At 71.5% G+C, this 24,781-nt stretch carries 22 protein-coding genes and 1 pseudogene; 16 read left to right on the top strand and 7 right to left on the bottom strand.

What is annotated here, in order from left to right:
- Position 1 precedes the first annotated feature (1 nt).
- Complete coding sequence (locus IH68_RS0139825) at positions 2–1,204, bottom strand: amino acid deaminase/aldolase (RefSeq protein WP_030945845.1); 1,203 nt, start codon at positions 1,202–1,204, stop codon at positions 2–4.
- Positions 1,205–2,747: 1,543 nt separating this feature from the next.
- Between IH68_RS0139825 and IH68_RS0139820 the strand changes: the two genes are divergently transcribed.
- Both IH68_RS0139820 and mycP read left to right on the top strand, forming a co-directional pair.
- Positions 2,748–3,560 carry a hypothetical protein gene (locus IH68_RS0139820; RefSeq protein WP_030945842.1) on the top strand — a complete coding sequence of 271 codons (813 nt, stop codon included), beginning with the start codon at positions 2,748–2,750 and terminating at the stop codon, positions 3,558–3,560.
- Entirely contained in the window at positions 3,557–4,723 is a 1,167-nt protein-coding gene (gene mycP / locus IH68_RS0139815; protein ID WP_030945839.1) for a type VII secretion-associated serine protease mycosin, read from the top strand. The genes IH68_RS0139820 and mycP overlap by 4 nt, the downstream gene beginning before the upstream one ends.
- A 13-nt stretch (positions 4,724–4,736) precedes the next feature.
- Here the strand turns inward: mycP and IH68_RS0139810 are convergent, their stop codons facing one another.
- On the bottom strand, positions 4,737–5,735 hold the full coding sequence (locus IH68_RS0139810; protein WP_030945837.1) for a serine hydrolase: 999 nt from the start codon (positions 5,733–5,735) through the stop codon (positions 4,737–4,739).
- Positions 5,736–5,896: 161 nt separating this feature from the next.
- Here IH68_RS0139810 and IH68_RS0139805 point away from each other — a divergent pair, with 161 nt between their 5' ends.
- The gene (locus IH68_RS0139805) at positions 5,897–6,625 is read left to right on the top strand and encodes an SseB family protein (RefSeq protein ID WP_030945835.1); all 729 of its coding nucleotides are present in this window, start codon (positions 5,897–5,899) and stop codon (positions 6,623–6,625) included.
- Positions 6,626–6,629: 4 nt separating this feature from the next.
- Here IH68_RS0139805 and IH68_RS0139800 read toward each other — a convergent pair whose 3' ends face one another.
- Complete coding sequence (locus IH68_RS0139800) at positions 6,630–6,998, bottom strand: DUF1844 domain-containing protein (protein WP_030945834.1); 369 nt, start codon at positions 6,996–6,998, stop codon at positions 6,630–6,632.
- Between the two features lie 338 nt (positions 6,999–7,336).
- On the opposite strand from IH68_RS0139800, the pseudogene infC reads away from it, so the two are divergent.
- The 10 genes and pseudogenes from infC (at position 7,337) to IH68_RS0139750 (ending at position 18,403) form a co-directional block, all read left to right on the top strand.
- A pseudogene (gene infC / locus IH68_RS0139795) lies at positions 7,337–8,036 on the top strand (translation initiation factor IF-3).
- Between the two features lie 111 nt (positions 8,037–8,147).
- Positions 8,148–8,342 (top strand): 50S ribosomal protein L35, encoded by a 195-nt coding sequence (gene rpmI, locus IH68_RS0139790; protein ID WP_003977225.1) that lies wholly within the window; start codon positions 8,148–8,150, stop codon positions 8,340–8,342.
- A 101-nt stretch (positions 8,343–8,443) separates the two neighbouring features.
- Positions 8,444–8,827, top strand: a complete 384-nt coding sequence (rplT, locus tag IH68_RS0139785; protein WP_004933571.1) for a 50S ribosomal protein L20 — start codon at positions 8,444–8,446, stop codon at positions 8,825–8,827.
- Between the two features lie 87 nt (positions 8,828–8,914).
- A complete protein-coding gene (locus IH68_RS0139780; RefSeq protein ID WP_030945827.1) occupies positions 8,915–9,757 on the top strand; it encodes a TrmH family RNA methyltransferase in 843 nt (280 codons plus the stop codon).
- Positions 9,758–9,812: 55 nt separating this feature from the next.
- Positions 9,813–10,949 carry a sensor histidine kinase gene (locus IH68_RS0139775; RefSeq protein WP_030945824.1) on the top strand — a complete coding sequence of 379 codons (1,137 nt, stop codon included), beginning with the start codon at positions 9,813–9,815 and terminating at the stop codon, positions 10,947–10,949.
- A 139-nt stretch (positions 10,950–11,088) separates the two neighbouring features.
- On the top strand, positions 11,089–12,210 hold the full coding sequence (gene pheS / locus IH68_RS0139770) for a phenylalanine--tRNA ligase subunit alpha (protein WP_030945822.1): 1,122 nt from the start codon (positions 11,089–11,091) through the stop codon (positions 12,208–12,210).
- A complete protein-coding gene (gene pheT / locus IH68_RS0139765; RefSeq protein WP_030945820.1) occupies positions 12,210–14,723 on the top strand; it encodes a phenylalanine--tRNA ligase subunit beta in 2,514 nt (837 codons plus the stop codon). Before pheS ends, pheT begins: the two co-directional genes overlap by 1 nt.
- A gap of 297 nt (positions 14,724–15,020) precedes the next feature.
- On the top strand, positions 15,021–16,091 hold the full coding sequence (locus tag IH68_RS0139760; protein WP_051833969.1) for a PP2C family protein-serine/threonine phosphatase: 1,071 nt from the start codon (positions 15,021–15,023) through the stop codon (positions 16,089–16,091).
- A 341-nt stretch (positions 16,092–16,432) separates the two neighbouring features.
- Positions 16,433–17,773: a hypothetical protein gene (locus IH68_RS0139755; RefSeq protein ID WP_030945816.1), complete on the top strand. Its 1,341-nt coding sequence runs from the start codon at positions 16,433–16,435 to the stop codon at positions 17,771–17,773.
- Positions 17,774–17,863: 90 nt separating this feature from the next.
- The gene (locus IH68_RS0139750; RefSeq protein WP_030945812.1) at positions 17,864–18,403 is read left to right on the top strand and encodes an NUDIX hydrolase; all 540 of its coding nucleotides are present in this window, start codon (positions 17,864–17,866) and stop codon (positions 18,401–18,403) included.
- Positions 18,404–18,432: 29 nt separating this feature from the next.
- Here the strand turns inward: IH68_RS0139750 and IH68_RS0139745 are convergent, their stop codons facing one another.
- On the bottom strand, positions 18,433–18,690 hold the full coding sequence (locus IH68_RS0139745; RefSeq protein WP_030945808.1) for a hypothetical protein: 258 nt from the start codon (positions 18,688–18,690) through the stop codon (positions 18,433–18,435).
- A gap of 223 nt (positions 18,691–18,913) precedes the next feature.
- Positions 18,914–19,789, bottom strand: coding sequence for a 3-hydroxybutyryl-CoA dehydrogenase (locus IH68_RS0139740; protein WP_078912821.1), 876 nt, complete (start codon positions 19,787–19,789; stop codon positions 18,914–18,916).
- Between the two features lie 185 nt (positions 19,790–19,974).
- On the opposite strand from IH68_RS0139740, the gene IH68_RS0139735 reads away from it, so the two are divergent.
- Positions 19,975–21,234: a glycoside hydrolase family 10 protein gene (locus IH68_RS0139735; protein ID WP_030945802.1), complete on the top strand. Its 1,260-nt coding sequence runs from the start codon at positions 19,975–19,977 to the stop codon at positions 21,232–21,234.
- A gap of 151 nt (positions 21,235–21,385) precedes the next feature.
- On the opposite strand, the gene IH68_RS0139730 is transcribed toward IH68_RS0139735, so the two are convergent.
- Both IH68_RS0139730 and IH68_RS0139725 read right to left on the bottom strand, forming a co-directional pair.
- Positions 21,386–21,580, bottom strand: coding sequence for a DUF1918 domain-containing protein (locus tag IH68_RS0139730; RefSeq protein ID WP_030945799.1), 195 nt, complete (start codon positions 21,578–21,580; stop codon positions 21,386–21,388).
- A 95-nt stretch (positions 21,581–21,675) separates the two neighbouring features.
- Complete coding sequence (locus IH68_RS0139725) at positions 21,676–22,626, bottom strand: DMT family transporter (RefSeq protein ID WP_030945797.1); 951 nt, start codon at positions 22,624–22,626, stop codon at positions 21,676–21,678.
- On the opposite strand from IH68_RS0139725, the gene IH68_RS0139720 reads away from it, so the two are divergent.
- Positions 22,625–24,073: a PLP-dependent aminotransferase family protein gene (locus IH68_RS0139720; RefSeq protein ID WP_037886037.1), complete on the top strand. Its 1,449-nt coding sequence runs from the start codon at positions 22,625–22,627 to the stop codon at positions 24,071–24,073. The genes IH68_RS0139725 and IH68_RS0139720 overlap by 2 nt on opposite strands.
- Before the next feature lie 171 nt (positions 24,074–24,244).
- Entirely contained in the window at positions 24,245–24,682 is a 438-nt protein-coding gene (locus IH68_RS0139715; RefSeq protein ID WP_030945792.1) for a GNAT family N-acetyltransferase, read from the top strand.
- The last annotated feature ends 99 nt before the right edge of the window (positions 24,683–24,781 follow it).

Genomic DNA, 24,781 nt, shown 5'->3' with positions numbered 1-24,781 from the left:
GCTAGAGGAAGGTGTGGCCCTCCCCGCGGTACGTCGGGACGGTCGCCGTCACCTCATCCCCCTCGATCAGATGCAGCACGTCGAAGCGCTCGCACAGCTCACCGGCCTTGGCGTGCCGGAACCACACCTTGTCGCCGATCAGCAGGTCGTCGGCGGGGGAGCCGAGCAGCGGCGTCTGCACCTCGCCGGGTCCCTCCTGAGGGTCGTAGCGCAGCCCCTCGGGCAGGTGCGGGACGGGCAGCCGGTCGCTTCCGGGCGCGCCGGAGGCGGGGTATCCGCCGCCGAGCACCGTCACGACCCCGACCCCTGGCCGGCGTACGACGGGCTGGGCGAACAGAGCCGCCGGACGCCCGCTGAAGGACGTGTAGTTGTCGAACAGCCGCGGCACGTACAGCCCGGAGCCTGCGCCGATCTCGGTGACGGCGTCCTCGGCGGCGGTGTGCTGCACACTGCCGGTGCCACCGCCGTTGACGAACTCCAGATCCGGTACGACGGCCCGCACCGCACGCACCACCTCGCCGCGTCGCTCGGCGAGCTCCCGGCGGGCCGTTGCCTGCATGAGCCGTACGGCACGCGACCGCAGCGGCCGCCCGGCGACGGAGTCACCGACGCCCGCGATATGGCCCTCGTACGCCATTATCCCCACGACCTTGAACCCCGGCCGCCGGGCCACGAGCCGGGCCATGTCGGCGACCTGGGCGGGCGAATGCAGCGGCGACCGACGCGCGCCGACGCGCACGCGGCCCCCGAACAGCTTCAGAGAGGTGTCCAACTCCAGGCAGACCCGGATGACTTCACGCCCGCCGTCGCGGGCCTCGTCGATGAACCTCAGCTGCGCGGGGTCGTCGATCATGACGGTCACGGCGGCGGCGAGCTTGGGGTCGGAGGCCAGCTCGGCGAAGCGGGCGCGGTCCGCGGACGGATAGGCGAGCAGGATGTCGTCGAAGCCGCCGCGCGCCAGCCACAGGGACTCGGCGAGGGTGAAGGACATGATGCCCGCGAACCCGTCCTTGGCGAGGACCCGCTCCAGCAGGGCCCGGCAGCGGACGGACTTGCTGGCGACCCGGATCGGCTTGCCGCCCGCGCGGCGCACGAGATCGTCCGCGTTGGCGTCGAAGGCATCCAGATCCACGATGGCGAGAGGGGCGTCGAGATGGGCGGTGGCCCGGTCGTAGCGGACCCGGTCGGCGGCGCGCGCAGTCATGAACGAAGCCTGCCAGACAGGATTACCGCAGGGTAGGGGGACGTTCCGGGCAGATGCCTCGTGCTCGTGGACTGGTTCCCGTTCTGACAGGGGCAGCCCGTAGAGTGACGCGCACGTACGGCGGAACGTCGGCGGTTGCACATGCATCCGGATGCCGGTCCGCTCGTACGGGTATGCGTGCCCGGGACGGACTGGCCCGGCGTCGACCGGTTGAGCGCAAGGACGACGGCCCGCGTACAGGTGGACGGCCCGGGCGCGAGGAAACGGGGGGTGCATGAGCACGGAAGCGCAGCATGCCTCCATTCCGCCGCGCCCACCCCAGCCCCCGACGGTCGGATCGTCGCCGTCGGAAGACCGGCCGCAGGACACCGCGACGGCCTCCGGCGAGGCCTGGTCCCCGTGGCGACGCTCCGGACCCTTCGAGGCGTTCGGCCACCGCACCCCGTCCATGGATTCGAACACCGAAGCCGGGCCCGACTCGTCCGCCGAGCCCGAACCGGCTCCGGCTCCGCTGCCGCCCATTCGGGACGGCGTTGTGGGGGGCGAGGCCTGGTCGAGTCCGCAGCCCCCGCCCCCGCCGCAGGCCTCGGCCCGCTTCCCGGACACCCCTCCGGCGGCGCGCAACAGCGCCGGTACGCCCGCACCCGCTCCGGGCACCGATGTACCGCCACGCCCGACCCACCGCCCCACGCCGCCGCCCGGCGCCCCGAACGCCGCCGCGGAAACCCCCCAGGAAACCACCACGCGCCTCCGCCCGATCCCCCCGGTGACCCCACCCGAGGCCCCGACCACCACGCCGGTCACGGGCCGGACGCCCACACCGCCCCCTCCCGGCTCGGCCACCCCGCCGACATCGGACGCCCCCGCTGGTTCGGGTACGCGGTCGATGTCGTCGTCACCGTCCGCTGATCCGCGGCGCCGTGCTGATTCGGCTGCTGGACGGATGCCTTCTGCGCGTGCGGCTTCGGGCTCTGGCGGGGCTGTTCCGCCGAGTCCGACCGGTTCGGGTACGCGGTCGGGGACGCCGTCCTTGCCGTCCGCCGACCCGTTGCACCGGCCTGAGTCGGCCGCCAAGTCCGTGCCTCCTGCCCGTCCGGCGGGGGCCCCTGCCGGTTCGACCACGCCCCCGGCTCCCGCCGATCCGCCGCGGCGCGCCGGCTCGGCTGCCGGGCCCATGCCTCCTGCCCGTCCGGCTTCTCGCCCCGGTGCAGCCGCGCAGCCGGCCGGCCGCCCGGGCAGCACCCCGCCGTCGGCGGATGCCCGCCCGGGCACGGCCACGCCGCCACCCCGCCCGGCCGCTGCCCCCGCCGAACCGGCCCGTCGCCCCGGCTCGTCCATGCCGATGCCGCCCGCCCGGCCCAGCTCGACCCCCGGCGCGGCCACACCTCCTATGCCCTCCACCCGCCCGAGCTTCCGCCACCCGTCGCAGTCGCCGCCCATGCCGCCCTTGCCGGGCACTCGGGTGGAAGGTGTGGGCGCGGGGCTGCCCGACCCGGCGCTTTCCTGGAGCGCTCCGGGGGTGCCCGGCGGCGGGCGGCCGGTGGTGTCGTTCGGGGAACCCGAGGGATATGACGAGCGGGTCCGGCCGCGGCCGCTCGGGGGGCGGATGCGTTCGCGCACTGCCGCCGTCGCCGCCTGTGTCGTGCTCGGGCTCGGGCTCATCGGCGGTGCCGTGACCGGGAGTTGGCTGGTCGGGGGCTCCGGGGACGACGGCGGGCAGGACACGTTCGCCGCGGCCGGGAGCCTGTGGCACAGCGTGCCCGTGGACCAGTTGTTCCCGCGCACCGTGCAGGGCACGGGCGCCGGACCCGGCGGCGCCGACCGGACCTGGACCCGCATCGCCGTCGCACCGGACAGCGGCTGCAAGGACGCCTTCGACCCGCTGTTGAAGAAGGCCCTCGCACCGGTCGGCTGCCAGCGGTTGCTCCGCGCCACGTACACCGACGCCACCCAGAGCTTCGTCACCACCGTCGGCCTCCTCTTCACCGAGGCCGACACCGCATCCATGACCTCCCTCGCCAAACGCTTCCAGAGTCAGGGCCTCGGCACCCGCACCGACCTCATGCCCCGCCCCTACGCCGCGAAGAACACCGCCGCCGCCCACTTCGGCAACAAGCAGCGTGCCTCCTGGACCGTCTCCGTCCTCACCGACGCCCCCGTCGTCGTCTACGCCGTCTCCGGCTGGGCAGACGGCCGCAGCGTCGACACCCCGGTCCCCGCCGAGCAGGCCACCCAGTCCGGCGCCACCGCGGCCCCCGCCCAGGCGGGCCTCGGCAACGAGGCCCAGGGCCTCGCCGACCGCATCGAACGGGCCCTGCGCAAAGACGTCACCTCGCCCACGGAGAACCCCTCGTGACGCGCCGCATCGGAACGCTGAGCGTCCTCCTCGCCGCCTCCCTCGCCCTCGTGCCGGCCACCGTCGCGCACGCCGACGGCATACGCGCCCAGCAGTGGGCCCTCGACGCCATGCACACCCAGCAGGCCTGGCAGACCACCAAGGGCAAGGGCATCACCGTCGCCGTCCTCGACACCGGCGTCGAGGCCGACCATCCCGACCTGGCCGGCAACGTCCTGCCCGCCAAGGACATGATCGGCTTCGGGGCCGAGCAGGGGGACCGGGCATGGGCCCGGCACGGCACCGCCATGGCCGGCATCATCGCCGGGCACGGACACGGCCCCGGCGACGCCGACGGCGTCATGGGCATCGCCCCCGAGGCGAAGATCCTGCCGGTGCGGGTGATCCTCGAGGACGGCGACACCGCCCGCGGCAAGGCCCGCTCCACCCGCGGCAACGCCCTCGCGGAAGGCATCCGCTGGGCCACCGACCACGGCGCCGACGTCATCAACCTCTCCCTCGGCGACGACTCCGCCTCCGCCCACCCCGAACCCGCCGAGGACGAGGCCGTCCAGTACGCCCTGAAGAAGAACGTGGCCGTCGTCGCCTCGGCAGGCAACGGCGGTGACAAGGGCGACCACGTCTCCTACCCGGCCGCCTACCCGGGCGTCATCGCCGCGACGGCAGTCGACCGCTTCGGCATCCGCGCCTCGTTCTCCACCCGCCGCTGGTACGCCACCGTCAGCGCCCCCGGCGACAAGATCGTCATCGCCGACCCCGACCACAAGTACTACGAGGGCTGGGGGACCAGCGCGGCCTCGGCGTTCGTCTCGGGCGCGGTCGCCCTCATCAAGGCCGCCCACCCGGGGCTGACCCCCGCCCAGATCAAGCAGCTCCTCGAGGACACCGCCCGCAACCCTCCCGCCGGCGGTCGCGACGACTCGCGCGGCTTCGGCATGATCGACCCGGCCGCCGCGATCAAGGCCGCCGGCCGACTCAAGCCCAAGGGCCTGCAGGCGGTGTCGTACGGCGACAAGTACTTCGGACCCGGCCCGGACGAGTCCAAGTCCGGTGACGGCACCAGCAGTTGGGCGGCTCCGCTCGCGGGCAGCCTCGGCGGGGTGCTGCTCGTCGCGGCGGTCTTCCTGTGGCGCGGCCGCCGCCCACGCTTCGACGGCTTCTGAGACCGCCGGCCCGTCACTCCGGGACGGACGCGGAGGGCGAAGCAGAAGCGGACGACACCGAGGTGTCCCCGGCCAGCGCCGAAACCGCCGCCTTCGCCACCGACTCGACCAGCGAAATCCCCTTCGCCTGCGTCGAGTTGCCCTTGGACAGCACGGCCAACAGGTGGTCGCGGCCGCCGACCGTCACCCGCCCGATGCTGTTGATGTCCCACAGTCCGGTCGTGCTGCGCGGCAGCCAGCCGTTCTTCAGCGCCCACCGGGAGCCGTCGGCCGCCGCCGACACGCCCCAGTGCTGGTCGGCCTCAATGTGTTCCATCAGCCCCTGCAGATACGTCCGCGAGACCTCGCTCAGCCCCGAGTCGTCCCCGAACACCTGCTGCAGCAGCGTGAGTTGATCGGCGGCCGTGGTCTGCGTCAGCCCCCACAGCATGCCGTCGCCGCCCGCGGTGGCTGAGAGCCCCAGCCGCTCGTTCGCGGCGTCGAGACCCTCCGCCTTGCCGATGATCTGCCACAGCGCGGACGCGGCGGTGTTGTCGCTGTTCTCGATCATCGTGGTGGCGTACGACTTCTCGCTCGCCGTGAGGTGCCGGCCCGCGTCCTGCGCCTGGAGCAGCAGCGCCGCCAGGATGTCGACCTTGACGATGCTCGCCGTGTCGAACGAGCCGTCCCCGTACGAGGCACTCTCGCCCGAGTCCAGGTCCAGCACCGCCACCGACACCTGCGCGCCGTCCTCGACGGGCACCGACTTCACGGCCCCGGCCAGCAGCGCGTCGTAGTCCACCGCCGGCTCTGCCACAGGTTCCACCGCATCCTCCCCGTCCGCCGCGGCCGAGGTGGAGGCCGGCGCCGTAGCCGACGATACGGGGCTCGCACCGGAGTGCGCCCGAGCCTTCACATACACGGTCCCGGCGGCCGTACCGCCGACGACGGCCACGACGGCGAGGGCGGTGTGGAGCAGGGTGCGCGTCCTGGACGGACGAGCGCGGCGGCGGCGTTCTCTGGGGGACTCCATTCTCGCGATGCTGGAGGCGGCGACTGTGCGCTCGGTTAGACGGACGTTAGATGTGCGTCAGGGAAATCTGAGAAAGCCGTGAACCCTGTGAACCAGCGGTTTCCGGGGCCGCACAAGCCCAGCAGCATCCCCCCGATATCCGCCCGATAGGGTCGGTGACCGTGGCGAACAAGAACATTCCCGACTCCGGCTTCTCCGACGACGACGGCACCGCCGACCCCCGGCTCAGCGCCGCGCTCACCGCCTGGGCCGAGGACCGCACCGCCGTGGGCCCCGTCCTGGAGGCACTCAAGGGCGCCCGGCTGCTCGTCCCCGTGGTGGCCGTCCTCGGCGAGGTCGAGGAGGACGAGAACGGGCTGCGCCGCGAGAAGACCAGCGACATGGCCGTCCCGACCCTCAAGGCCGGCTCCCGCACCGCTCTGCCGGCCTTCACCTCCACCGACTCCCTGGCTCGCTGGGACCCGGCGGCCCGCCCCGTCGCCGTACCCCTGCACCAGGCACTGCAGGCCGCCGCGCACGAGCAGGCGGACACGGTGGTGCTGGACCTGGCCGGGCCGGTGCCGTTCGAACTGACCGGCTCCGCGCTGCTCGCACTCGCCGAGGGGCGTACGACGGCCGACCCCCTGTCCGACCCCGCCGTACGGGAGGCGGTCCGGACCGCGGTGGCCGCCGAGCCCGCCGTGCTGCGCGCCCACCTCGGGCCCGGTCAGGCCGACGGCACCCTCGCCCTCGTACTGGACGATTCCGCCGCACCCGCCGAGGCCGCCCGCGCCGTCGCCGAGCGCCTCGCCGCCGACGAAACACTGAGGGCCCGCCTGGTGCGCGGCCTCGACCTGGCGCTGCTGCCGGCCGGGGCGACGCCACCGGGCGAGCCCTTGTACGTACGGTGATCGACTAGCCGTAAACGGGCCCCGTGTACTTCTCGCCCGGCCCCTGGCCCGGCTCGTCCGGGACGATCGACGCCTCGCGGAACGCCAGCTGCAGCGACTTCAGACCGTCGCGCAGCGGCGCCGCATGGAAGGAGCTGATCTCGGTCGCGCTGCCGTCCAGCAGGCCGGCCAGAGCGTGGATCAGCTTGCGGGCCTCGTCCAGGTCCTTGTACTTGTCGCCCTCCTCGGTCAGACCGAGCTTCACCGCGGCGGCGCTCATCAGGTTGACGGCGACCGTCACGATCACCTCGACGGCGGGGACCTCGGCGATGTCGCGGGTCATGGCGTCGAAGTCGGCGGGGGACTCGGGAGACTCAGGAGGGGTGTCACTCATGCCCCACACGATAGGGCCCGGTGCAGGCCGGTTAGCACCACCCCCGGGTTGCTGCTAACCTTGTGTGACGACCGGCTGGACGCTCGCGTGTCCGGCCCACAAGTGGAGGCTCCGATCTCCCACCTGACTGTCCCCCGGGACGGCGGGTCACCCCGGTCAGGCGGCCACCATCGTTCCGTACGGACGATGGAGTCGCCCGAAAGCGCGCCCCGCGTCATCGCGGCGGTGCTCCGGTAGTGCTTTGGAGCCCCGCCTGTGATCGTCCGGGGCATTTTTCATGCTTCGGCGCGGTTAGGTCTAACGAAAGAGAGACATACGCGGCTGTCCGCCAGACCGCCGTGTGGTGCTAACCGAGGAGGATCCATCAGCGCCGAGCCCCGCATCAACGACCGGATTCGCGTTCCCGAGGTGCGACTTGTCGGTCCCAGTGGCGAGCAGGTGGGCATCGTCCCGCTGGCCAAGGCACTGGAGCTTGCGCAGGAGTACGACCTGGACCTGGTCGAGGTCGCGGCGAACGCCCGTCCGCCCGTGTGCAAGCTCATGGACTACGGGAAGTTCAAGTACGAGTCGGCCATGAAGGCCCGTGAGGCGCGCAAGAACCAGGCGCACACGGTCATCAAGGAGATGAAGCTCCGGCCGAAGATCGACCCGCACGACTATGACACCAAGAAGGGTCACGTCGTCCGGTTCCTCAAGCAGGGCGACAAGGTCAAGATCACGATCATGTTCCGTGGTCGCGAGCAGTCCCGGCCCGAGCTGGGCTACCGACTGCTGCAGCGTCTCGCGGAGGACGTCCAGGACCTCGGCTTCGTTGAGTCGAACCCGAAGCAGGACGGCCGAAACATGATCATGGTTCTCGGTCCGCACAAGAAGAAGACCGAGGCGATGGCCGAGGCCCGCCAGGCGCAGGAAGCCCGCAAGGCAGACGCGAAGGCCAACCCCGGCAAGTCGCAGAACGCCGCGGAGACCGAGCACGCCGAGGCGACCGAGGACTCCGTGGAGACCGAGGCACCTGCCGAGGCTTCCGCCGAGGCGTGATCCCGGGGGACGCAAGTCCCCAGGATGTAACCGAAACACGAACGACGCTCCACCGTGCCCGGTTTTCGCGACCGGGCACCGGAGCGCCACCGACGAGGAGAGAACGGCGCTATGCCGAAGAACAAGTCGCACAGCGGTGCCAGCAAGCGCTTCAAGATCACCGGCTCCGGCAAGGTGCTCCGTGAGCGCGCCGGCAAGCGCCACCTGCTCGAGCACAAGTCGTCCCGCGTGACGCGTCGCCTCACCGGCAACGCCGAGATGGCCCCGGGCGACGCCGCGAAGATCAAGAAGCTTCTCGGCAAGTGACGTGAGCGGCGCCCCCACTGAGCGCCGTACGTCTGGACCGGGACCCAATCGTTTCCGGGCCGTGTGAGTCCAACCACGGCCCCGCTACAAGGAGTTAACAAGTGGCACGCGTCAAGCGGGCAGTCAACGCCCACAAGAAGCGCCGGGCGATCCTCGAGCAGGCCTCCGGCTACCGCGGTCAGCGTTCGCGCCTGTACCGCAAGGCCAAGGAGCAGGTCACCCACTCGCTGGTCTACAACTACAACGACCGCAAGAAGCGCAAGGGTGACTTCCGCCAGCTGTGGATCCAGCGCATCAACGCCGCTGCCCGCGCCAACGGCATCACGTACAACCGCTTCATCCAGGGTCTGAAGGCCGCGAACGTCGAGGTCGACCGCAAGATCCTGGCCGAGCTGGCCGTCAACGACGCCACCGCGTTCGCCGCGCTGGTCGAGGTTGCGCAGAAGGCCCTGCCGGCGGACGTCAACGCGCCCAAGGCTGCGTGACGCTGCACTGGCCTAGGCCGACGTGACATTCGGACCCGCGGGTTGCTGCCCGCGGGTCCGTTTCGTTGATTGAGTTAGGTGACCTTGATGCCTCCCGTTACCCCCGAGCTGATCTCCCCCCGTTCCCCTCGTGTCGTCGCCGCCCGGCGGCTCGCCAAGCGGAACTTCCGTGGGAAGGAGCAGCTGTTTCTGACCGAGGGGCCGCAGGCCGTGCGGGAAGCCGCGGGGCACGGGCTGGTGGAGCTGTTCGCCACGGTCGAGGCCGCGGAGCGGTACGCCGACATCGTGGGGGAGGCCCGGGACACCGGGGTCCGTGTTCATCTCGCCGCCGATGACGTGATCGCCGACATCTCGACGACCGTCACCCCGCAGGGGCTCGTCGGGATCTGCCGGTTCCTGGACACGCCCTTCGAGGAGATCCTCGCCGCCAGGCCCAAGCTCGTCGCCGTCCTCGCGCATGTCAGGGACCCGGGGAACGCCGGGACCGTGCTGCGGTGCGCCGATGCCGCCGGCGCCGAGGCCGTCGTACTGACCGACGCGTCCGTCGACCTCTACAACCCCAAGGCCGTACGGGCCTCCGTGGGCTCGCTGTTCCACCTGCCCGTCGCCGTCGGCGTTCCCGTCGAGGACGCGGTCGAGGGGCTCAGGCGGGCCGGTGTCCGGATCCTCGCCGCGGACGGGGCCGGGACCGACGACCTGGACGACGAGCTCGACAAGGGCACCATGGGCGGGCCGACCGCCTGGGTGTTCGGGAACGAGGCCTGGGGGCTTCCGGAGGAGACCCGCGCACTCGCGGACGCCGTGGTGCGCGTGCCGATCCACGGGAAGGCCGAGAGTCTGAACCTCGCCACCGCGGCCGCCGTATGTCTGTATGCGTCAGCCCGTGCACAGCGCGCCTCCGGAGGGTGCCGCTCCGTCACCGAGAGCTAGTAGGGTGACCAGCTCGGGGGCCACCTGCGCCGTCTGAAGGGTGGGGTTACGGGGAATGAGTGTCGGCACGAGCAGGGCACGGGGATCACGGGACGCGCAGCGCGCGCCCGAGCCCCGGCACGGCGATCTCGCCGAGCTCGGCATCGACCCCGACGTACTGCCCGACGGCCTCGTCGTCGCCGACGAGCACGGCCACGTCATCTGCTTCAACGCCGCCGCCGAGCGGATCACCGCCGTCCCCGCCAGGGACGCCCTCGGGCAGCGGCTGGAGAAGGCGCTGCCGTTAGAGGACCTGGAGGGTCGGCGCTGGTGGCAGCTGACCGACCCGTACGGCGGGCTCGCCATTCGCCGGCGGCAGCCCGAGCGGAACCTGCTGCTTCCCGGTGGACGGGAGGTCCTCGTATCGGCCCGGTACGTCCGCGGTGAACCCACCGGCCCGGTCCGCCGTGTCGTCGTCTCGCTGCGCGACACCGAGGCGCGCCGCCGCACCGAGCGCAGCCACGCCGAGCTGATAGCGACCGTGGCCCATGAACTCAGGTCGCCCCTGACCTCCGTCAAGGGCTTCACCGCCACGCTCCTCGCCAAATGGGAACGGTTCACGGACGACCAGAAGCGGCTGATGCTGGAGACCGTGGACGCCGACGCCGACCGGGTCACCCGGCTCATCGCCGAGCTCCTTGACATCTCGCGGATCGACAGCGGGCGGCTGGAGGTCAGGCGTCAGCCCGTCGACATCGGCGCGGCCGTGGGGCGGCACATCCAGGCGTACGTCGCCGCCGGGCAGCCCGCCGACCGGTTCCTGCTGAGGATCGAGCAGCCGCTGCCCTCGCTGTGGGCCGACCCCGACAAGATCGACCAGGTGCTCAGCAACCTGCTGGAAAATGCGGTGCGGCACGGCGAGGGAACCGTCACGATTGACATCACGGCCACGGCGTCCCCCCGAGAGGACGAGGACACCGGCACGTCGGTCACGGTGAGCGACGAGGGGCCCGGCATCCCGGAGGAGTCCATGAACCGCGTCTTCACCCGCTTCTGGCGGGGCAGCAAGCGCGGCGGCACGGGCCTCGGGCTCTACATCGTCAAGGGCATCGTCGAGGCCCACGGCGGCACCATCACGGTCGGCCGCGCCCCCCAGGGCGGCGCCGAGTTCCTATTTACGTTGCCCGTGGCAGCCCCGGCGTATCTCGCCTGACGGCCCACGGGCGCATTCGTACACCTCCACCCCGTTAGACTCGGCCTTTGGCACCTTTGTGTCCCATGGACGGCCCTCTGACCTCTGTGTGAGTCGGTGACGGGGACCTTCAGCCAGCCAATCGGAAGCACGGGAAGAGATGTCGGCACCGAATAAGTCGTACGACCCTGTAGAGGTCGAGGCGTTGAAACCGGAAGAGATCGAGCGCATGCGGGACGAGGCGCTCGCCGCCTTTGCCGCAGCGAGCTCCCTCGACGCGCTCCAGGAGGCCAAGGTCGCCCACACCGGGGGCACCTCCCCGCTGGCTCTCGCCAACCGCGAGATCGGCGCCCTGCCCCCGCACGCCAAGGCCGCCGCCGGCAAGCTGGTCGGCCAGGCCCGAGGCGCCGTGAACAAGGCCCTCGGGGCCCGCCAGGCCGAGCTCGAGGCCGAGCGGGACGCCCGCGTGCTGGTCGAGGAGTCGGTGGACGTCACGCTGCCGTACGACCGCGTACCGGCCGGCGCCCGCCACCCCCTGACCACGCTCTCGGAGCGCATCGAGGACGTCTTCGTGGCCATGGGCTACGAGGTCGCCGAGGGCCCCGAGATCGAGGCCGAGTGGTTCAACTTCGACGCTCTCAACATCGGCCCGGACCACCCGGCGCGCGGCGAGCACGACACCTTCTTCGTCGAAGGCCCGCAGGGCGGCACCGAGTCCGGAATGGTGCTGCGCACCCACACCTCGCCGGTCCAGATCCGCTCGCTGCTCAATCGTGAGCTGCCGGTCTACGTGATCTGCCCGGGCCGTGTGTACCGCACCGACGAGCTCGACGCCACGCACACGCCCGTCTTCCACCAGGTCGAGCTGCTCGCCGTGGACGAGGGCCTGACCATGGCCGACCTCAAGGGCACCCTGGACCACATGGTCCAGTCGCTGTTCGGCGAGGGCATGAAGACCCGGCTGCGGCCCAACTTCTTCCCGTTCACCGAGCCGTCCGCCGAGATGGACATGGTGTGCTACGTCTGCCGCGGCGAGTCCGTCGGCAACCCCGACCGGCCCTGCCGCACCTGCTCCAGCGAGGGCTGGATCGAGCTCGGCGGCTGCGGCATGGTCAACCCGCGGGTGCTGACCGCCTGCGGCGTCGACCCGGAGAAGTACAGCGGCTTCGCCTTCGGGTTCGGCATCGAGCGGATGCTGATGTTCCGCCACAACGTCGAGGACATGCGAGACATGGTCGAGGGTGACGTCCGGTTCACCCGGCCGTTCGGGATGGAGATCTGATGCGGGTCCCGCTTTCTTGGCTGCGGGAGTACGTCGACCTGCCGGCGACGGAAACCGGCCGTGACGTCCAGGAGAAGCTCGTCTCTGCCGGGCTCGAGGTCGAGACCGTCGAGCACCTCGGCGCCGACCTCAAGGGCCCGCTCGTGGTCGGCAAGGTGCTGACCATCGAGGAGCTGACGGAGTTCAAGAAGCCGATCCGCTTCTGCACCGTCGACGTCGGCCAGGCCAACGGCACCGGCGAGCCCCAGGAGATCGTCTGCGGCGCCCGCAACTTCGCCGTCGGCGACAAGGTCGTGGTCGTGCTTCCCGGCGCCACGCTGCCCGGCGGCTTCTCCATCTCCGCCCGCAAGACGTACGGCAAGACGTCCCACGGCATGATCTGCTCCAGCGACGAGCTGGGCATGGGCGACGACGGCACCAAGGGCATCATCGTGCTGCCGCCGGAGGCCGAGGTCGGCAAGAACGCCATCGAGCTGCTCGAGCTGGTCGACGAGGTCCTGGACATCGCCGTCACCGCCAACCGCGGCGACTGCCTGTCCATCCGCGGCGTCGCCCGCGAGACCGCCATCGCCTACGGGCTGCCGCTGCGCGACCCGGCCCTGATCGACGTACCCGGCCCGAACGCGTTCGGCTACCCGGTGCAGGTCTCCGACCCGCTCGGCTGCGACCGCTTCACCGCGCGTACGGTCACCGGGCTCAGCCCCGAGGCGCGCTCCCCGATCTGGCTGCAGCGCCGGCTGCAGAAGGTCGGCATGCGCCCGGTCTCGCTCGCCGTCGACGTCACCAACTACGTGATGATGGAGCTCGGCCAGCCGCTGCACGCCTACGACCGCTCGCTGGTCCAGGGCACCATCGGCGTGCGCCGCGCCGAGCAGGGCGAGAAGCTCGTCACGCTCGACGGCGTCACCCGCACGCTGGACGCCGAGGACCTCGTCATCACCGACGACCGCGGTCCCATCGGCCTCGCGGGCGTCATGGGCGGCGCCAACACCGAGATCGCCGACCACGACGACACCGAGAACTCCACGAGCGACGTCGTGATCGAGGCCGCGCACTTCAACGCGGTCTCCATCGCGCGCACGGCCCGCCGCCACAAGCTGTCCTCCGAGGCCTCCCGCCGCTTCGAGCGCGGCGTCGACCCGCAGGCCGCGGCCGCCGCCGCGCAGCGCACGGTCGACCTGCTGGTGCTGCTCGCGGGCGGCACCGCCGAGGCCGGTGTCACCGAGGTCATCACGCCGTCCGCGCCGCACACCATCACCGTCCCGGCCAACCACCCGGACAAGGTGGCGGGCGTCGACTACGGCCGCGAGACCGTCGTACGGCGGCTGCAGGAGATCGGCTGCGACGTGTACGGACAGGACGAGCTGATCGTCACCGTGCCGTCCTGGCGGCCCGACCTCCTCGAGGTCAACGACATCGCGGAGGAGGTCATCCGCCTGGAGGGCTACGAGAACCTGCCCTCCACGCTGCCCAAGCTGCCCTCGGGCCGTGGCCTCACCCACCGCCAGCGGCTGCACCGCCGGGTCGGCCGCGCGCTGGCCGGGGCGGGCTATGTCGAGGCGCCGAACTACCCCTTCGTCAGCGAGCAGGTCTTCGACCAGCTGCTGCTGGAGGCCGACGACCCGAACCGCCGCGTCGTGAAGCTCACCAACCCGCTCAGCGACGAGGAGCCCGCGCTCCGTACCTCGCTGCTGCCGGGCCTGCTGGGTGCCCTGCGGCGCAACAACGGCCGCGGCTCGCACGACCTCGCGCTGTTCGAGACCGGGCTGGTCTTCCTCCCGCGCGAGGAGCAGAAGACCGCCGTCGCCCTGCCCGTCGACCGGCGTCCCACCGACGAGGAGATCGCCGAGCTGAACGCCGCGCTGCCCGAGCAGCCGCGCCACGTCGCCGTTGTCCTCGCGGGCGCCCGCGAGCAGGCCGGCTGGTGGGGCAAGGGCCGTCCGGCGGACTGGGCGGACGCGGTAGAGGCGGGCCGCGTCGCCGCGCGGGAAGCCGGTGCCGAACTGATCGTCCGCAAGGGTCAGTACGGTCCGTGGCACCCCGGCCGCTGCGCCGAGCTCGTGGTCGTCGTCGACGGCGCGGAGACGGTGGTCGGCCACGCGGGTGAGCTGCACCCGCGAGTGGTGAAGGCTCTGGGGCTGCCCGAGCGCACCAGTGCGATGGAGATCGACCTTGATGTGCTGGAGGAGGTCGGCAACGACACCCCGCAGGCGCCGGGCATCTCCACCTTCCCGGTGGCCACGCAGGATGTCGCCCTCGTCGTCGACAACTTCGTGCCGCACGCCGAGGTCGAGGCCGCTCTGCGCGACGGTGCGGGTGAACTCCTTGAGGCGATCCGGCTGTTCGACGTGTACGAGAACGCCGAGCAGCTCGGTGAGGGGCGGAAGTCGCTGGCGTATGCATTGCGCTTCCGGGCTCCCGACCGCACCCTGACCGTCGACGAGGCCTCGGCGGCCCGCGACGCGGCGGTTGCCCTCGCGGGCGAGCGCACGGGAGCGGTGCTGCGGGGCTAGTTCACCCACGGGGCGGGGAGCTGCTCTTGGGTGGCGGCTGCGGGTCGTTCGTGGCTTGTCGCGCCCCGCGGCGCAGCCGCCAATGGACACAGCCCCGCGCCCCTTACGGGGCGCTGCCGAACCGGCGGTGCATATGCGCCCCACCTGCATAAATGCGGGTGGCCTGCGGGGGCTCACTCATCTGGGTGATAAGCCCGGGTGATCTGGCCCTGCCCGGCCATGCGGTCGACAGAATCGGACCGGCCTTTCGGGGTCGGTCCGTCTGTGCTTCCAGGCCTAAATGGGGGGCCAATCGGCATGATCCGCATCAAGGCTGGCGTTCCCCGGGCGGGGCGGCTGCCGCTGCGCCGGGTGCTCGCGCTGGGGCTGCCCACGGTGTGGGGCGCCATGGCGATCACGTACAAACTGGCCTGTCCGCTCGCCCAGCAGAACGGGCTGGGGGCGCGCATCGGCACCAGTGCCGTCTTCTTCGCGGTGGGGACCGGGCTGATACTCCACGTCCGGCATGTGATGCTCCGCGAGCTCAGAGAGGTCCGGCAGGTCGCGGGCGCCGCGCAGAGTGTGCTGCTGCGGCCGCTCCCGCCGCGGATCGACGGGCTGAACATCGCCGCGGCCCAGCTGTCCGCGGACCGCTGTGCGGCGATCGGCGGCGATCTGTACGAGGTCATCGCCACCGAGCACGGAGTGCGGGTCGTGATGGGCGACGTGCGCGGCCACGGTCTTGCCGCCATCAGTACGGTGGCCGCCGTGCTCGGCAGCTTCCGTGAGGCCGTGCACGACGAGGCCGAACTCGGCAGTGTGCTGCGGCGGCTGGAACGGGCGCTGGCCCGGCATCTGCGGGAGCGGGCCCGCGCCGAGCACCCCTCGGCCGGAGCGGAGCCGGACAACCCGGTCGCCGAGGAGTTCGTCACCGTACTGCTGCTGGAGATCCAGCCGGACGGCGAGGTGCGCGTCCTCAACTGCGGGCACCCCTGGCCGTATCTGCTCGGGCCGGCCCGGGCCGAACTGCTGACCCGGGCCGAACCACTGCCTCCCCTCGGGCCGTTCCCGTTGCCCGCCGAGCTGCCCGCCCTCCCGTGCGGTCGGCTGCTGCCCGGCGAGGCGCTGTTCCTGCACACGGACGGTGTCGAGGACGCACGTGACGGACGTGGCCGGTTCTTTCCGCTGCCGGCCGCGCTCGCCGAGGCCGTGGACGCCGGGCCGGTCTCCCCGCAGTCGGTACTGCGCGCCGTCTTCGCCGGGCTGCTGCGCCACGCAGGGGGAAGACCCGCCGACGACGTCGCGCTGCTGGTCTTGCGCAACGACCGCCGCCATGTCGCATGCCGCCCGGGCGAGCCGGTCGGCCACCGTGGTTCAGCCGCGCCCTGAAGGGGCGCGGGGAACTGCGCGACCAGCCACGGCGAACCCGCAGCCGACAACGCACCGTTGACCCACGGCGTCTAGTCGCACCGCCAAGCTGCCAGCCGGCGCACCGTCCGCCCCGCCACGGAGTGTCGGGCAGGCAGCTGGGCGGACGGCGCGGAAGCGGGCCGCCGCACTGTACGAGGGGGAGCCGGCGGCCCGGCCGGCCTCTTGCGAGGCATTTCAGTCAACCGACTGGAAACTCTCCGCGACAGTGCGCGTACGCTGCGGATTCGAGCACTCCGTTCACACCCCGTGTGAAGCCGTTCGCACTACGCTGACGACACCGAGCGATCCGGGGGGCATATATGCAGCCCAACACTCTGCTCGACGCGATCCTGGACGAGGCCGGGATCTCGCATGCGGGGCTGGCGGCACACGTCAATCAGGCGGGGCGGGCGCGCGGCCTCGCGCTCCGGTACGAACACACCGCCGTCGCACGATGGTTGAAGGGGCAGCGGCCCCGGGGGCAGGTACCCGACCTGATCTGCGAAGTACTCGCGGGACGGCTGCACCGTCCGGTCACGCTGGACGACATCGGCCTCGGTGTGCCCGGCGAGCCGTCCGCTCCGCACGGCACCTCGCTGTCCGGCTTCGTGGAGCGCGCCACCGCCCTGTGGCGCTCCGACGAACAGCAGCGCCCGCACATCCTGGGTGCGCCCGCGGTCACCGGCACGCCCGCCGTCATGCCCGTGTGGGAGTGGGAGAACCCGCCCGAGGACGTGGATGTCTCGCGCGGCGGCCGGCACCGGGTCACCCCCGGCGACATCGAGATGCTGCGCGCGGCCCGCACCCACTACGAGCAGATGTACCGGAAAGCCGGCGGCATAGCCACCCGCACCCGGATAGTCGGCTTTCTCAACGCCGAGGCCGCCCCGCTGCTGCGCGGCAGCTACACCGATGCCACCGGCCGCCAACTGCACCGTGCCACGGGTGGGTTGGTGGCGATCGCGGGCATCTGCGCCTACGACTCCGACGCGCACGGGCTCGCCCAGCGCTACTTCCACCAGGCGCTCAGGCTGGCGAAGGCCAGCGGAGACCGGGGACTCGGCGCCTATGTCATTGCGCTGCTGGTCAACCAGGCGCTGTTCATGCGGGAGTTCCGCCAGGCGGTCGCCTTCGCGGAGGCCGCGCTGCGGGCCGCCGGCAAGCACATCACGCCGGCGCTCGCCTGCGATCTCTACGCGATGCAGGCCAAGGCGTACGCGCACCTGGGCGACAGTACGACGGCCCTGTCCTGCATCCGGCGTGCCGAGCAGGCCGCCGAACGCATCCGGCGCGGGTACGAACCCGACGAAACCGGCTATGTCCAGCCGGGTCTGGTCAACGTCCAGGTGGCGGAGGCACTGCTCAGCCTCGGCGAACTCGTCGCCGCGGGGGAGCATGCCGCGGCGGCCGTCGACAATCCCGCGCACGACCGCGGCCGGGTGCACCGCCTCGCCATGCTCTCCACGATCGAACTGCGCCAGGGCAACGCCGACAAAGCCGTGGCCACCGCGGTGCAGATGGCCGAGCAGGCCCGCGGAATGGAGTCCCAGCGGCTGCGCGACAGACTCCGCGCGGTACGCGAGTACCTGGTGCGCAGTGGTTGTGCGGGCACCGCCGAAGCCGCCGAACTCATCGACGGGGCACTGCGCGTACCGCTGTAGACCGGTTCCGCCGTAGACAGGTTCCGAGCACCGACGTCCCACAGTCCCTGCTGCGATATTGCCACTTACTCGACGGAAGGTGGCAGAACCGTGCAGTGGACGAAACAGAACGAACAAACTGTGTATGCAAACCGCTGGTTCACCGTCAACCTGGCAGATGTGGAACTGCCGGACGGGCGGCACCTGGACCACTTTCTGATACGGCTGCGGCCCGTCGCCGTGGCCACGGTGGTGAACGAGGCCAATGAAGTCCTCCTCCTGTGGCGCCACCGCTTCATCACCGACAGCTGGGGGTGGGAACTCGCTGCGGGCGTGGTCGAGGACGGCGAGGACATCGCCGTCGCGGCCGCCAGGGAACTCGAGGAAGAGACCGGCTGGCGACCGGGACCGCTGCAGCACCTCATGAGCGTCGAGCCGTCCAACGGCCTCACCGACGCCCGGCATCACATCTACTGGGCCGACGAGGGCGAGTACGTCGGACATCCCGTGGACGACTTCGAGTCGGACCGCCGGGAATGGGTCCCCCTCAAACTCGTCCCCGACATGGTCGCCCGCGGCGAGGTCCCGGCCGCCAACATGGCGGCCGCGTTACTGCTCCTGCACCACCTCAGGCTCGGGCAGGACGCCTGACCCTGATCCCCCCACCGCGCCCTTGTCCCTCAGTGGCCCAGGGCTTGCCATACCGTCACGACGAGCGCGCCCACTGCCGTCAGCGCCGCGACTGCGGGCAGCGGCCAGCGGGCGTGCTCCAGGGCGATGATCCGTGCGCTGAGATCGTCGACTTCCTTGTGTGTCTCCTCGGTGCGATGGTTGAGCAGGGCCAGCCCTCCCTCGACGCGCGCGTACGCGACATCGAGGCGGCGGCGTAACTCTGCGAGTTCTCCATGGACCACGGGATGCTCCGGGTCGGCGGTCACGAGTCCACTCCTTTCCGTAGTCGTCACATCCCTTGCATTGCGCAGGGAGAGTCAACTCGCCTGGTGGACACGTGGGGAGCGTGTGCGAGGGGCATATGCGGGCCCGGCGCGCACACGGTGTGTGAATGGCACGGGCCCGGCACTCCGAAAAGTGCCGGGCCCGTGCCGGTCGCACTGTGTAATCAGCACCCTGGAACGGGCACTGTGCAAAAGGCCGTCGGGATCAGCCGTAGGTGTAGAAGCCCGACCCGGTCTTCCGGCCGAGCCGGCCCGCGTCGACCATGCGCTGGAGCAGCGGGGGAGCGGCGTACAGCGGCTCCTTGTACTCGGCGTACATCGAGTTGGCGATGGAGACTATGGTGTCCAGGCCGATCAGGTCGGACAGCTTCAGGGGGCCCATCGGGTGGGCGCAGCCCATCTCCATGCCGTTGTCGATGTCCTCACGGCTCGCGATGCCCGACTCGAACATCCGGATCGCGGACAGCAGATACGGCACGAGCAGCGCGTTGACCACGAAGCCGGAGCGGTCCTGGGCACGGATCGCGTGCTTGCCGAGGACCTTCTCGGCGAAGAGCTGGGCGCGGCTGAGCGTGCCCTCGGAGGTGGTCAGCGCCGGGATCAGCTCGACGAGCTGCTGCACCGGGGCCGGGTTGAAGAAGTGGATGCCGACGATGTGGTCCGGTCGGGAGGTGGCGACCGCGAGCTTCACCAGCGGGATGGAGGAGGTGTTGGAGGCCAGAATGGCGTCCGGGCGGGTCACCACCTGATCGAGCACCTGGAAGATCTCCGTCTTCACCTGCTCGTTCTCGACGACGGCCTCGATCACCAGATCGCGGTCGGCGAACTCTCCCAGGTCGGTGGTGAAGCTCAGCCGCGCCTGCGTCTCGTCCCGCTCCTGCTCGGTGATCTTGCCGCGCTCGGCCGCCTTGCCGAGGGAGCTGAACAGCCGGGTCCGGCCGATCTCCAGGGCCTCCCCGGTGGTCTCGGCGACCTTGACGTCCAGACCGGCCCGGGCGCACACCTCGGCGATGCCCGCCCCCATCTGGCCACAGCCGACCACTCCGACGCGCGAGATGTCTCCCGTTGGGAAGTCCGTCACATCGTCCCCTTCGCTGATCTACGAATGCGGCAGGGCCCCCGTGGTTCGGTGCCTGCTCCAAACCTGCACGTTACCTCCGGCGATCGTTGATCGATCGTTCGGGTCCGCGTGGCAGCCTGACGCAGGGGGTGGCCCGGGTCGAGAATCTCCCCCGGTCACGCACATCGGCGCATGGAGGTAGGGGAATGCTGCACCGTAGGTCTCGGCTGTCGCGGCGGGCGTTCGCAGCGACGGCCCTGTCGGCTCTCGTGGCGGGGGGCGGTGCAGTGGCGGCGAGTGCGGCGATGGCGGGCGGCGATCCCGGCCGCCGGCGGTCCGTGCGGGAGATGCGGGGCGTCTGGGTGGCGACCGTGGCCAACCGGGACTGGCCCTCCAAACCGGGGCTGACCGCGGCCGAGCAGCGGGCCGAGCTGATCGCCATCCTGGACCGTGCCGTGCACAGCCGCCTCAACGCCGTGATGTTCCAGGTACGCCCGACGGCCGACGCGCTGTGGCCCTCCCCGTACGAGCCCTGGTCGCAGGTGCTCACCGGCACCCAGGGCCAGGACCCGGGCTGGGACCCGCTGGGTACGGCGGTGAAGGAGGCCCACGCCCGCGGTCTGGAACTGCACGCCTGGTTCAACCCGTACCGCATCGCCAACAACACCGACGTGACGAAGCTCGCCGCCTCCCATCCCGCGCGCAAGCACCCGGACTGGGTGGTGCCGTACGGCGGGAAGCTCTACTACAACCCGGGGCTGCCGAAGGTCCGCGCCTTCGTGCAGAACGCGATGCTCGACGCGGTGCGGAAGTACCCCGTGGACGCCGTCCACTTCGACGACTACTTCTACCCGTATCCCGTGACCGGCCAGACCTTCGACGACGACGCGGCCTACGCCCGCCACGGCAGGTCCTTCCCGGACCGGGACGCCTGGCGCCGCAACAACATCGACAAGCTGGTGTCCGAGATGGCCGTGCGGATCAAGCAGGTGCGGCCGGGCACGCGCTTCGGCATCAGCCCGTTCGCGGTGTGGCGCAACGCCGCCACCGACCCGCACGGCTCCGACACCCGGGCGGGCGTGCAGACGTACGACGATCTGCACGCGGACACCCGCAAATGGGTGCGGGAGCACTGGATCGACTACATCGCCCCGCAGGTCTACTGGAACATCGGCTTCGCCGCCGCCGACTACGCCAAGCTGCTGCCGTGGTGGTCGGAGGTCGCGCGCGGCACCGGGACGCAGGTGTACGTGGGGGAGGCGCTGTACAAGGCCGGTGACCCGGCCCAGTCCGCGCCCTGGCAGGACGTCGCCGAACTCTCCCGCCACCTCACCCTGGCCAAGGACTACCCGCAGGTCCGCGGGCACATCTTCTTCGCCGCCAAGGACGTGACGACGGACCGGATCGGTGCGATGGCACGGGTCGTCGCCGACCACTACCAGCAGCCGGCGAAGTCCCCGCGCTGACCCTTGCAAGCCGGGAGTGTCCGCTGCGGTTCGGCCGCGCCCCGAAGGGGCGCGGGGCTGTATCGATTTGCGGCTCCGCCGCGCGGGCGCGACCAGCCACGATGGTGCCGCAGACGACTGACGGCACATCGCGGCTCTCCAAGCGGAGCGGTCAGCGTTGGGTTTCCGTGTGGCGGATCTCGGTGTCCGGGCCCGGCGAGCAGATGCCCGTGTGCCCGTCCTCGAAGCGGACGCGGTACGGAGGGTTGCCCTCCTGGCCCAGTACTTCGACGATCTCGCCGACCTTGTCGTGTTGGCCGACCACCCTGCCGTGCTGGACAAGCTGGTCGCCCACGGTTGCACGCATCTGTAGGGCCTCCTCACCAGGTGCGGGAGCAGCGGTCCGTGGCCTTGAGTCTACGGCGCGGGGCCACGGTTGGAACCGGCGCGTACGTGCGCCGCTCAGCCCCGCGCCCGCTGCGTGACGGCGATGCACACCAGCACCGCCGCGGCCGTCAGCGGGGCGGCCACCGTCAGGTGCTCGCCCAGCAGCAGCACCGACCACACCAGTGTGAGCAGGGGTTGGGCCAACTGCAACTGGCTGGCCTTGGGAATGCCGATCGCCGCCATCCCCCGGTACCAGACGACCAGGCCGAGGAACTGCGAGCCCGCCGCGACCCACAGCAGCCCGGCCACGCTGTGCGCACTCAGCCGTACGGGCTCGTACGACAGCGCCAGCGCGGCGGCCGGCACGCTCAGCGGCAGGCACAGCACCAGCGCCCAGCCGATGACCTGCCAGCCCGGCATGACCCCGGCCAGCCGGCCGCCCTCGGTGTAGCCGGCCGCGCACACCAGCAGTGCGCCGAACAGATACAGGTCCGCGGTGGTCAGCGCACCGCCGCTCTGCTGCACCGTGAAGGCGACGACCGCGGCAGCGCCCGCGAGGGCCGCCGTCCAGAAGGTGCGGGACGGGCGCGTGCCCATGCGCAGCGCGGAGAACAGGGCGGTCGTGAGCGGGAGCAGTCCGACCACGACGGCGGCGTGCGCGGTGGTCGACGTCTGCAGGGCCAGCGTGGTCAGCAGGGGGAAGCCGACGACGACACCGGCGGCGACAACGGCCAGGCCCGCCAGGTGCCTTCGGTCGGGCAGCGGCACGCGCAGCGCCAGCAGACAGGCCCCCGCGATCAGCGCCGCGAGAACACTGCGCACGGCCACCAGGGACCAGGGCCCGAAGCCCTCCAGGCCCCAGACGGTGGCGGGGAAGGTGAGGGAGAAGGCGACCACGCCGAGGGCGGCCAGGAGGGTGCCGGTGCGGCGGCTTGCCGCGGGCACCGGGGTGCCCGCGCCTGTCGGCCGGGTCTTGCTGTCGACCGCTATCCGGCTGGGTGTAGTAGCGCTACTCTGTGCTCTCATGCAAGAGCGTAGCAGTGTCGGTGAACTGGCGAATCAGCTGCGGCGGGAACTGGATCGCTACTCTCCTGGTGGAAAGCTCCCGTCGAGCCGGTCCCTCGTCGAGCGGTTCCGGGTCAGTCCGGTGACTGTCTCGCGTGCCCTGGGGCAGTTGGCCGCCGAGGGCCTGGTGGTGACCCGGCCGGGCGCCGGCGCCTTCCGTGCAGAACTGCGCGGTGCGAGCGCTCCCGCCGGTGACACCTCCTGGCAGGAGGTCGCCCTCAGCGCGGACGGCGCCGCCGATCTCGTACCGCGCTCCGTGGACGCCTCCGGAGTCACGGTCTCCCTTGCCGCCCCGCCGCCCGGGGTCGTCGAGTTCAACGGCGGCTATCTGTACCCGTCCCTGCAGCCCGAGCGGGCGATGGCGGCGGCGCTGTCCCGGGCGGGCCGCCGCCCCGGCGCCTGGGGGCGGCCGCCGATGGAGGGGCTGCCGGAGCTGCGCGAGTGGTTCGCGCGGAGCATCGGCGGCGGGGTCACCGCCGCCGGCGTGCTCATCGCCGCCGGCGGCCAGTCCGCGCTGACCACCGCCCTGCGCGCGCTCGCCCCGCCCGGAGCGCCGGTGCTCGTCGAATCGCCCACGTATCCCGGGATGCTGGCGATCGCGCGGGCGGCCGGCCTGCGGCCGGTGCCGGTCCCGGTGGACGCGGACGGAGTACGGCCCGCGCTGCTCGCGGACGCGTTCCGGGCAACCGGGGCGCGGGTCTTCGTCTGCCAGCCGCTGTTCCAGAACCCCACGGGTGCCGTGCTCGCCCCCGAACGGCGCGGGGAGGTGCTGCGGATCGCCCGCGAGGCCGGTGCGTTCGTCGTCGAGGACGACTTCGTACGACGGCTCGTGCACGAGGACGCGGGGCCCCTGCCGAGCCCGCTGGCCGCCGACGACCCCGACGGAGTCGTCGTCCACGTCTGCTCGCTCACCAAGGCGACCTCGCCCAGCTTCCGGGTGAGCGCGCTGGCCGCCCACGGCCCGGTCCTGGAACGGCTGCGCGCCATCCAGGTCGTCGACACCTTCTTCGTCCCGCGCCCGCTCCAGGAGGCGGCGCTCGAACTCGTCGGCTCGCCCGCCTGGCCGCGCCATCTGCGGGCGATCTCCGGGGAGTTGAAGAGCCGACGCGACGCCATGACGACGGCGCTGCGGCTGCAGCTCCCCGAACTGTCCCTGCCGCACATCCCGTCGGGTGGGTACCACCTGTGGCTGCGGCTGCCCGACGGCACGGACGAACCCTCGCTGACGGCGGCGGCCCTGCGCGCCGGGGTTGCCATCACCCCCGGACGTCCGTACTTCAGTGCGGAATCGCCGGCGCCGCACGCCCGGTTGAGCTTTGCCGCGGTCGCGGGGAGCGGGGAGATCGTGGAGGGGGTGCGGCGGTTGCGGGTGGCTTGTGACGAGTCGCTCCGCGGGGTGGGTCGTTGATCGTCTGCAGCGCCGTTGTGGCTGGTCGCGCCCGCGCGGCGGAGCCGCATGTCGACACAGCCCCGCGCCCCTGAAGGGCGTTGCCGAACCGTTTGCCGGGGAGGCACCGGCGACGCCCCGTCCCGCTGAAAACCGGTCGACTTATCCGTCCCGCCCTGCGAGCCTCCCGCCATGACCGACACCCCGAGCCTCCCCGAAGGCTACGAGATCTCCACCGACCCGGCCCGCATCGATGTCGAACGCGTCCACCACTGGCTGTCCACCGACGCCTACTGGGCAAAGGGCCGGGCGCGGGAGAAGCAGGAGCGGGCGATGGCCGGGTCGCTCAACTTCGGGGTGTACGACATGGTTTCGGGAGAGCAGGTCGCGTATGCCAGGGTCATCACGGATCGGGCCACCTTCGCCTGGTTGTGTGATGTCTACGTCGACCGGTCCGTGCGCGGCAAGAACCTCGGTACGGCCATGGTGGGCGCCGTGCGCGATCACCTGGAGCCGTACGGGCTGCGGCGCATCATGCTCGCCACCGCCGACGCGCACGGGGTCTACGCGAAGCTCGGATTCGAGCCGCTGGCCCAGCCGGACATCTGGATGGCCCTCGTTTTCGAGTGACTTGTCCGGCAGGTCCTGACCTTGAAGTAAGGTTTCGGGCACCGTCGGTGAACGCTCACCAACACCCCTTGACCTGCGCACTTTCCCGACACACCATCG

Origin of the sequence: Streptomyces sp. NRRL S-646 (assembly GCF_000720765.1) — a bacterium.
Lineage (GTDB): Bacteria > Actinomycetota > Actinomycetes > Streptomycetales > Streptomycetaceae > Streptomyces.
Note: the sequence above shows the minus strand (reverse complement) of the source record. Positions and strands in the feature narration are given on the sequence as shown.